Origin of the sequence: Shewanella septentrionalis, assembly GCF_025370265.1 — a bacterium.
Taxonomy (GTDB): domain Bacteria; phylum Pseudomonadota; class Gammaproteobacteria; order Enterobacterales; family Shewanellaceae; genus Shewanella; species Shewanella hafniensis.
In genome coordinates, this window is the sequence record NZ_JAMTCC010000033.1 from 47704 (window position 1) to 57295 (window position 9592).

Annotated in this window: 7 protein-coding genes, 1 tRNA gene and 1 rRNA gene; 4 read left to right on the top strand and 5 right to left on the bottom strand. The window is 46.1% G+C overall.

Annotated features, from left to right (window positions below):
- Positions 1 to 115: 115 nt before the first annotated feature.
- The 3 genes from NE536_RS17335 to napB are packed head-to-tail and all read left to right on the top strand — an operon-like array spanning position 116 to position 3305.
- A complete protein-coding gene (locus NE536_RS17335) occupies positions 116 to 385 on the top strand; it encodes a chaperone NapD (protein ID WP_006082986.1) in 270 nt (89 codons plus the stop codon).
- Positions 382 to 2877: a nitrate reductase catalytic subunit NapA gene (napA, locus tag NE536_RS17340; protein WP_261273459.1), complete on the top strand. Its 2496-nt coding sequence runs from the start codon at positions 382 to 384 to the stop codon at positions 2875 to 2877. Before NE536_RS17335 ends, napA begins: the two co-directional genes overlap by 4 nt.
- Positions 2874 to 3305, top strand: coding sequence for a nitrate reductase cytochrome c-type subunit NapB (gene napB / locus NE536_RS17345; RefSeq protein WP_261273460.1), 432 nt, complete (start codon positions 2874 to 2876; stop codon positions 3303 to 3305). The genes napA and napB overlap by 4 nt, the downstream gene beginning before the upstream one ends.
- 266 nt (positions 3306 to 3571) lie before the next feature.
- On the opposite strand, the gene NE536_RS17350 is transcribed toward napB, so the two are convergent.
- On the bottom strand, positions 3572 to 3724 hold the full coding sequence (locus NE536_RS17350) for a hypothetical protein (RefSeq protein WP_006082989.1): 153 nt from the start codon (positions 3722 to 3724) through the stop codon (positions 3572 to 3574).
- Between the two features lie 93 nt (positions 3725 to 3817).
- Here NE536_RS17350 and NE536_RS17355 point away from each other — a divergent pair, with 93 nt between their 5' ends.
- Positions 3818 to 4705, top strand: coding sequence for a LysR family transcriptional regulator (locus tag NE536_RS17355; protein ID WP_261273461.1), 888 nt, complete (start codon positions 3818 to 3820; stop codon positions 4703 to 4705).
- Positions 4706 to 4901: 196 nt separating this feature from the next.
- On the opposite strand, the gene fusA is transcribed toward NE536_RS17355, so the two are convergent.
- The 4 genes from fusA to rrf form a co-directional block, all read right to left on the bottom strand.
- Positions 4902 to 6995 carry an elongation factor G gene (gene fusA, locus NE536_RS17360; RefSeq protein ID WP_220592060.1) on the bottom strand — a complete coding sequence of 698 codons (2094 nt, stop codon included), beginning with the start codon at positions 6993 to 6995 and terminating at the stop codon, positions 4902 to 4904.
- 441 nt (positions 6996 to 7436) lie between these two features.
- On the bottom strand, positions 7437 to 8891 hold the full coding sequence (locus NE536_RS17365; protein ID WP_261273462.1) for a diguanylate cyclase: 1455 nt from the start codon (positions 8889 to 8891) through the stop codon (positions 7437 to 7439).
- A gap of 434 nt (positions 8892 to 9325) precedes the next feature.
- Positions 9326 to 9402: transfer RNA gene (locus NE536_RS17370), tRNA-Asp, on the bottom strand.
- A gap of 36 nt (positions 9403 to 9438) precedes the next feature.
- Positions 9439 to 9554: ribosomal RNA gene (rrf, locus tag NE536_RS17375) — 5S ribosomal RNA — on the bottom strand.
- Between the last annotated feature and the right edge of the window lie 38 nt (positions 9555 to 9592).

Consider the following 9592-nt stretch of genomic DNA (forward strand, 5'->3'; position numbering starts at 1 on the left):
TCTTGTGAGGTATACCCACATTTTTCATCAGGTCTAGACTCGCCAGTATCAGCACTCGGTTGCTTTCCTTTTTAATATTAAGCAACCGAGTTAACGCCACTACAGGTCAGCACTTATGAGTCAGGAATACCACGTCACCAGCCTTGTGGTGCATGCCGCACCTAAAGTCTTACAGCAGGTTGAAGCCAATATCCGCTCATTAATGGGCGCCGATATTCATGCGGTTACGCCCGAGGGAAAATTGGTTGTCACCCTCGAAGGGAGTAGCCAAAGGGCGATTCTCGACAATATTGAAGCCATTAATGCCCTGTCCGGCGTGTTATCTGCCTGTTTGATTTACCACCAAGTCGCACCTTTAGAACAAGAAAGTGAGGAAAGATTATGAGCATAAGCCGCCGCGAGTTTCTCAAGGCCAACGCAGCGGTTGCCGCCGCAACAGCCGTTGGTGTCACGCTTCCCATTAAAATGGTTGAAGCCACCGAACAGCCAGACAATATCAAATGGGATAAAGCCCCTTGCCGCTTTTGCGGTGTGGGTTGTAGCGTGTTAGTCGGCACCCAAGCGGGTAAAGTGGTCGCCACTAAGGGCGATCCTGAGAGTCCAGTCAACCGTGGCCTTAACTGTATTAAAGGTTATTTCCTATCAAAAATCATGTACGGCAAGGACAGATTAACCACGCCGCTGCTGCGGATGAAAGACGGCAAATACCACAAAGAAGGCGAGTTTACCCCAGTAAGCTGGGATGTTGCCTTCGATACTATGGCCGCTAAGTGGAAAAACAGCATCGCCACTAAGGGCCCAACCTCAGTCGGTATGTTCGGTTCAGGTCAGTGGACCATCTGGGAAGGTTATGCCGCCTCTAAACTTCATAAAGCAGGTTTCCTTACCAACAACATAGATCCCAATGCGCGCCACTGCATGGCCTCAGCTGTGGGCGGCTTTATACGTACCTTCGGTATCGATGAGCCCATGGGTTGCTATGACGATTTAGAAGCCGCCGATCAGTTTGTGCTCTGGGGCGCAAACATGGCGGAGATGCACCCAATTCTGTGGGCACGAATATCCGATAGACGTTTAAGCAGTCCAACGTGCCGAGTGCATGTGCTGTCGACCTTTGAGAACCGCAGCTTCGATTTAGCCGATAACCCTATGGTGTTCCGCCCACAGTCGGACTTAGTGATCCTCAACTATATCGCCAATTACATTATTGAAAATAAAGCCGTTAATACCGACTTTGTTAGCAAACACACTAAGTTTGCCCTTGGGGTAGATGATATCGGCTATGGCCTGCGTCCAGATCATCCATTAGAGAAAAAAGCTAAAAATCCAGGCAATGGTAAATCCACGCCCATTAACTTTGACGAGTATGCCAAGTTTGTCAGCACTTATACGCTGGAATATGCCGCCAAGATGAGTGGCGTCGAGCCAGAGAAGCTGGAGATTTTAGCCAAAGCCTATGCCGACCCTAACGTTAAAGTCATGAGTCTGTGGACCATGGGCATTAACCAACACGTTCGCGGCGTGTGGGCGAACAACATGCTTTACAACATCCATTTGCTCACGGGCAAAATTGCCACTCCGGGTAACAGTCCTTTCTCATTAACCGGTCAACCTTCGGCTTGCGGTACTGCACGTGAAGTAGGTACTTTCGCCCATCGTTTACCCGCCGATATGGAAGTGACGAACGACAAGCACCGCGCCATTACCGAAAAACTATGGCAGGTGCCTGAAGGGACAATTCCTGCCAAACCTGGCTACCATGCCGTACTCCAGAGCCGAATGCTAAAAGATGGCAAGCTCAACTGTTACTGGACCATGTGTACCAATAATATGCAGGCAGGCCCTAACATCAACGATGAGATTTACCCTGGCTTTCGTAACCCAGAAAACTTTATCGTGGTTTCAGATCCTTATCCAACCATCACAGCCATGGCGGCAGATTTAATTTTGCCAACGGCAATGTGGGTCGAGAAAGAAGGAGCTTACGGCAACGCCGAGCGCCGTACTCATATGTGGCATCAACAAGTAAAAGCTCCAGAAGGCGCAACCTCAGATCTGTGGCAACTAGTCGAATTTTCGAAACGATTCAAAGTCTCCGAAGTCTGGCCAGCCGAACTGATAGCCAAACAACCGGAATACGCGGATAAAACCTTATATGAAGTGCTATTTGCCAATGGCGTGATCGACAAGTTCCCAACTTCCGATTGCAAAGCCGAATTAAACGATGAGAGCGAACACTTCGGTTTCTACCTGCAAAAAGGTATTTTCGAAGAATATGCAGCTTTCGGTCGTGGCCATGGCCATGATTTAGCCGACTTTGACCGTTACCACGAAACCCGCGGCCTACGCTGGCCAGTCGTTAATGGCAAAGAAACGCTGCGTCGTTTCGTTGAGGGGAGCGATCCTTATGTCAAAGTGGGTGAAGGCTTTAAATTCTATGGCAAGCCAGATGGCAAAGCGGTAATTTTCGCCCTGCCCTATGAGCCCGCCGCCGAAGAGCCGAATGAAGAGTACGATTTGTGGATGTCGACTGGCCGCGTGCTGGAGCATTGGCACACTGGCTCAATGACCGCCCGCGTACCCGAGCTTTACCGTGCCTACCCCGACGCGCAGATTTTTATGCATCCAGAAGATGCGAAAGCTCGCGGCGTACAACGTGGTGACGAAGTCATAGTGGCCTCACCGCGCGGTGAAGTGAAAACCCGAGTTGAAACTAAAGGCCGTAACAAACCGCCACGCGGCGTAGTATTTATGCCTTTCTTCGATGCGCGCCAGTTAGTCAACAAACTGATATTGGATGCGACCGATCCCCTGTCAAAAGAAACTGACTTTAAAAAATGCCCAGTGAAAGTCTTCAAGGCGGAGAATAACCAATGAGAAAAATACTCACCTTAACTGCGTTACTAGTCGCCATTACCGGCTGTTCAGGTCAGCAAACCGTCACCAACGTAGCACCAGTTAATATTCAATCTCTCGCAGGAAACATGGCGATCACCGACATTCGCCCAGCCGATGCCATGGCGATTTATCCCAGTCGCGGCACCGCCATTGAGCGCAGTTTTAGCGAGCAACCCCCGCTCATCCCACATAAGGACGATTACAAGATCACCTTAGATAAAAATAGCTGTTTAAGCTGCCATAGTTGGGACAAGGCAAAACGCATGAAAGCCACGCCTGTCGCTAAGTCCCATGTGATTGATGATAAAGGCACAGTGAACGGACATAACTATTTCTGTACTCAATGCCATGTCGCTCAAGCCGAAAACAAGCAACCACTCGTGGAGAATCAGTTCTCAGACAAGTAAATCACTTTCCCCTGCAGAGCAAAGCCACCCAAGTTTATAGGGTGGCTTTTTTACTATTTAAGCATCCTATCCTAATGAATAGGCTTAGAGTCAGTAATGAGCATTCAAGTAAATATAAGACTAAACGTCTATCGCTGGCTCAGCGTCCGTTGCTGAACAGTTCTTTCACCGAGGAAGGATTGAGCAGAAGTTAAAAAGGCAAAGTGAGAATACAGGGAAATAAAGATAAGAGCAGAACCTAAAACGCAGAAAAGTAAAAACCCAGCCTAGGCTGGGTTTACTTGTTGTTTTGCTTTATGCAAATCACCCGCTGGAGCCGTTTTAGTGACTTGCGCCGCTTTAGCGTTTTGCACCTCTTTTGCCACAGGCATAGCCGCCTGCCACAAAGCCCCTACCCATAGACTCGAACTTGATTTCATCGGTATTCCCCTGTTTTGTTAACAAGGTCAAAGTAATATTTAAGCCATCATTAGTAAAATGAATAAATTCCATAATATGGATTCCATTTAAGCATGAACATCCCAATCAAGACCTTACAATGTTTTCTGACCCTAGTGGAAACCGAAAACTTTACCCGCGCCGCACAGAAATGTTTTATCACTCAGCCGACACTGAGCAAAATCATCCAAAGACTCGAAGAAAGCCTAGGGGAAACCTTGCTGATCCGAAATAACCAAAAGGTTGAGCTAACTCAGGCAGGGCAGCTATTTGAGCATAGTGCGCGGGAAATCCTCGGTCAATGGCATAGATTGCAGGAGGACATGAGTAACCTCAGCGGTCTCAAGTCGGGGCGATTACGGCTAGGGGTGTGTCCCATGATGAGCAGCCTAATTATAGGTTTGCTCACTAGCTATCGTAAGCGCTACCCAGGAGTTGAGCTACACATGCATGAGTACGGCGGATTTGGCTGCGAGCAAGCCCTACTCAATAACAGTCTCGATATCGCCTTTACTGCGCTCCCCACGACCCATGAGACCGAACTCGTCAATCAACCCCTGACTAAGTACCCTTTACTCGCATGCCTGCCAGAGGGGCATCCCTTAGCCGAGAAAGACCACTTAAACTGGCAGGACTTCCAACCCTACCCTTTTATCCTCTATAACGAAGACTTCTCCCTCGCTAAACTGATCAATCGGCTCAGCCGCAAAGCAGGTGTTCAGCTCAATATTGCCTTTCGCAGCGGCCAATGGGATTTTCTCGCCGCCATGGTTGAGGCCGATATGGGTGTCGCCATTTTACCTGAGCCTATCTGCAATAGACTAAGCACCAGCAAACTGGTCTTTAAACCTATGCAACCCGCAATGACATGGGATCTGGCGCTTATTTGGCGTCAAAGTTTACCTTTAACACCGGCGGCCAAGGCCTTGCTTGAATTGAGTAAACAAAAAACTGAGCGCTGAAATACTGAGAAGATAAAGCGAGAAATGACATTCTGTAAAACAAAAGGATACGGACTTTAAACAAAGAGATACGAAGCTTCGTCAACCGAAGCGGGTGATGACCGTTGGAACTCACCCATAAAAAAACCGCTGTGAGCCTAGGGGCCGACAGCGGTTTTTATTAGCTAACTAAATATTAGCCAAGATAAGTTAAGAATTACTTCTTAGCTTCAGCAGCTTTACGTTCTTTAACTTGAGCAACAACTTTCTCAGCTACGCTAGCTGGACATTGGCTGTAGTGAGAGAACTCCATAGAGAACTGACCACGACCAGAAGTCATTGTACGTAAAGTACCGATATAGCCAAACATTTCTGATAACGGTACGTCAGCTTTAACGCGAACACCTGTTACACCAGCAACTTGGTCTTTGATCATGCCGCGACGACGGTTTAAGTCACCGATCACGTCACCCACGTTGTCATCTGGGCTGAACACGTCAACTTTCATGATTGGCTCAAGAAGTTGTGGTTTAGCTTTAGCAATAGACTGACGGAAAGCGCCTTTAGCAGCGATTTCGAACGCGATTGCTGATGAGTCAACTGCGTGGAATGCACCGTCAGTTAATTCGAACTCAACGTCTAACACTGGGAAGCCAGCGATAGTACCTGTGTTCATCATGCTCGCGAAACCTTTCTCAACTGCTGGCCAGAATTCCTTCGGAACGCTACCACCAACTACTGAAGATTTGAACACGAAACCAGTGTTTGGCTCACCAGGGCGGATGATATATTCGATCTTACCGAATTGACCAGAACCACCTGATTGTTTCTTATGAGTGTATTGATCTTCAACCATTTGAGTAATGGTTTCACGGTAAGCAACTTGTGGCTCACCTACGATCAATTCAACGCCATAAGTACGCTTCAGAATGTCTACTTTGATATCTAAGTGAAGTTCGCCCATACCTTTAAGGATGGTTTCACCTGAATCTTCGTCAGTTTCTACGCGGAATGATGGATCTTCAGCGATCATCTTACCGATAGCGATACCCATTTTCTCAGATCCGCCTTTATCTTTTGGCGCAACTGCGATAGAGATTACTGGCTCTGGGAACACCATGGCTTCAAGAGTACATGGGTGTTTCACGTCACATAAAGTGTGACCAGTTTGAACGTTTTTCATACCCACGATAGCGATAATGTCGCCAGCTTGAGCAGATTCAATTTCAATACGGTCATCAGCGTACATTTCACACATACGGCCGATACGCTCAGTTTTACCTGTAGCGCTGTTCAGGATGGTGTCACCCTTCTTCAGTTGACCAGAGTAGATACGTACGAAAGTCAGGGCGCCGAAACGGTCATCCATGATTTTGAACGCTAATGCTTTTAACGGTAAATCAGCAGAAACGATAGCGAATTCGCCAGTTTCGTTGCCTTCTTCGTCAGTTAATGGCTGTGGATCAACTTCATCTGGTGATGGTAAGTAGTCAACAACAGCATCAAGAACCAGTTGCATACCTTTGTTCTTGAATGCAGAACCACAGTATGTTGGGAAGAATGCCATAGTACGAGTACCCGCACGGATACAACGCTTGATGTCTTCCATAGATGGCTCTTCGCCTTCCATGTAAGCTTCCATCACTGCATCGTCTTGCTCAACGGCTGTTTCGATCAGCATTTCACGGTATTCTTCAACAAGATCAACCATGTCAGCAGGAACGTCTTGAACTTCGAAGTTCTCTGGTAAACCTGAATCATCCCATACATAAGCTTTACGAGTTAACAGGTCAACAACACCTGTGAATTCGTCTTCAACACCGATTGGTAAAACCATAACCAGTGGATTAGCAGCTAATACGTCTTTAGTTTGCTTAACAACACGTAAGAAGTCAGCACCCATACGGTCTAACTTGTTTACGAAGATAATACGCGCAACTTCAGATTCGTTCGCATAGCGCCAGTTAGTTTCTGATTGAGGCTCAACACCGCCTGAACCACAGAATACACCGATACCGCCATCAAGCACTTTCAGAGAACGATAAACTTCAACTGTGAAGTCAACGTGTCCTGGGGTGTCGATAACGTTGAAACGGTGATCTTTCCAGAAGCAACTAACTGCAGCAGACTGAATAGTAATACCGCGCTCAGCTTCCTGTACCATGAAGTCAGTGGTAGATTCACCATCGTGAACTTCACCGATTTTATGGATTTTACCGGTTAGCTTAAGGATACGCTCGGTGGTCGTGGTTTTACCCGCGTCAACGTGAGCGAAGATACCAATGTTTCTGTATTTGGATAATTCGGTCATGATTCAACTTTAATGAGTAGTTTAAGAAGTAGACGGAGTATGCGACAAACACCGACACACCGCACATCAGATTATTTTAGGCGCATATTGTAAATTGGAACCCTTCTCGGCGCAAATGGCTAGACTACTTTTTCACGATAAAGTCGCGTAATAATTTAATAAAATGGCCATAAACACGAACTAAAACAAATGAGTAAAACTCTTTAGCTTATTTTTCACTCAATCAATAAAAAACGTTAAAAAAACTACATTCTAATGGGATAAGGTCATTTCTAATGAATTTCTATCATATTGTTAGGTACAAACCACTAACATTAACCCATGAGCATTACGGCTGGTGCAATAATGCTAATCCTTCCTCAAAAATAAAGATGGCTTAGTAAACTCATCTCAGTAGCAACCATTTACTTAAATAACAGTAAATCATACTTGCGCTAATGCTTACCTGTCGGTGCACATTTGATTACGCCCTTGCGCTTTAGCACGATAAAGCGCGCGGTCGGCACGTTCAAAGCACAACATCATAGGTTCGCTATCGGCAAGCTTAGCGACGCCAAAACTGCAAGTTAACTGCACATTGTCAGTAAATTGATAATGTTTGATCCTCTCAGCTATCCGCACACACAAGCTTTCAACTAAGGGTAAAGATGACTGCTGACAGAGGATCACAAACTCTTCGCCACCCCAACGGGCAACCACATCAGATTCACGCACACAATGCTGTAGCACCTGTGACACTTGTTCAAGGATCCGATCGCCGACGTTATGCCCCAGCGTGTCATTAATCTCTTTAAAGTAATCGATATCAATCATCACCAGGCACATGCCTGCCTTAGCAGATTTATCATGTTGCTCATTATTAATAAAAAGGCGATTAAAGTAATGTCGGTTATACAACTTGGTCAGGGGATCGTGGGTAGATAAAAATTCAAGTTCCGCATTAGAAGTCTCAAGCTGCTGCCGCAAGGTTTCGAGCTGCTGATTTTTATCGGTGAGTCTACGGTTATATTGACTAATAAAGTAAGTTCTCGCCCCTAATATGAGCAGTAACAAAAATGTCGCGCAGATCACTTGGTAAACAAGTGAATAATTAGTCTCATCTATCACAGTCACATTATTCCACTTCTGGTAAATCGTGATCCGCTCTTGCTCACTCACAGCATTTAAGGCCTTATTTACCATAGGTAACAAGGACTCTTGACCATAAGCGACGCCCATCCGCAGCTCATCTTCTGGACCACCCCAACCGGCTATTTTCAAATGATTAAATCCCGTTTGTTGGATATAAGAGTTAACCGAAAACATCGATCCCACAAAAAGATCGGCGCGTTTATCCAGCACAGATTGCAATCCTGCGGGTTCACTGGCAACGGTAAGCGTCTCTATCTGAGGATAATAATGCTGAATATATTCGGCCAAACGATAGCCTTTAGGTACGGCCAAAGTACGTGCACCAATATTCTCAAATCCTTGCAAGAAAGGCTGATCTTTAAGTGACACCAATACATTAGGAGAGCGAAAATAAACATCACTGAAGTGCAGATAAGTCTCTCGTATCAGGGTTTTATTCAGCATAGGAGTTAAATCACACTGTCCGCTTTGCAAAAAAGATAAGGTCTCGGTCCAAGAGGAAGTCGGCACCAGCTGAAACTTAAGGGAGGAATGCGATTCGATATAATCAATATAGTCTGACGAAATACCCAGATGTTTACCCTCTCGGATTCCTTCATAGGGTAACCAGTCAGGATCAACGCAATAACGGACTGTCTGAATCGTGCTAACGCTAGTGTCTTGGCCAGCAAGCTTGGCATTCGCCATCGCTAAACGGTCGGCATAAGCCAGTAATGGCATACACATCAATAGCGGCAATAACCTCAATAAGCCACGCAATTCCATTGATAATTTCAACCTAAAAGCAGATGCTCGATGGGGAATGTAAAAAAGTGTATACGTGAAAACCGCATAATACCAATTCCCATCACGATGAGTGCGAAGCAGTTACTTATCTATAGTCGGCTCAAAACGCCAGAATATGTGCCTACGCGACACAATAATGGATGTGTAGACTGGTATAAAAGCCTCTTGAGTGAGGATGGCTAACATTGAAGTAAATAATGAATGAGGCAAAGTATCACTTATTTCTGATACTCAGATTAGAGCTTTCAGATTTAGCGAGCCTAACAGGCCACGATTAATTGCTAATGATATCGACGACTTATCTGTCTATAAAGATAAAGCAGACCCGTAATTATTTTGGCAAAAGTAAAATTTTCTAACATGCCAATACGAAAAAAGCCTCTACATTGCTGTAGAGGCTTTCGTCTTGATGTTGGCGGAGCGGACGGGACTCGAACCCGCGACCCCCGGCGTGACAGGCCGGTATTCTAACCAACTGAACTACCGCTCCTTTAACTTAACGTTTGCACATTAAGCTAAATTAGGCGCTTGGCGATGACCTACTCTCACATGGGGAGACCCCACACTACCATCGGCGCGTTTGCGTTTCACTTCTGAGTTCGGGATGGGATCAGGTGGTTCCACAAGGCTATTGTCACCAAGCAAATTCTGCTTATTACCGTGTCCATCTCTGGCTCACG

Bases quoted from the DNA above. Each gene is read 5' to 3' on its own strand.
- NE536_RS17335 (WP_006082986.1), top strand. From the start codon at position 116: ATGAGTCAGGAATACCACGTCACCAGCCTTGTGGTGCATGCCGCACCT.
- napA (WP_261273459.1), top strand. From the start codon at position 382: ATGAGCATAAGCCGCCGCGAGTTTCTCAAGGCCAACGCAGCGGTTGCC.
- napB (WP_261273460.1), top strand. From the start codon at position 2,874: ATGAGAAAAATACTCACCTTAACTGCGTTACTAGTCGCCATTACCGGC.
- NE536_RS17350 (WP_006082989.1), bottom strand. From the start codon at position 3,724: ATGAAATCAAGTTCGAGTCTATGGGTAGGGGCTTTGTGGCAGGCGGCT.
- NE536_RS17355 (WP_261273461.1), top strand. From the start codon at position 3,818: ATGAACATCCCAATCAAGACCTTACAATGTTTTCTGACCCTAGTGGAA.
- fusA (WP_220592060.1), bottom strand. From the start codon at position 6,995: ATGACCGAATTATCCAAATACAGAAACATTGGTATCTTCGCTCACGTT.
- NE536_RS17365 (WP_261273462.1), bottom strand. From the start codon at position 8,891: ATGGAATTGCGTGGCTTATTGAGGTTATTGCCGCTATTGATGTGTATG.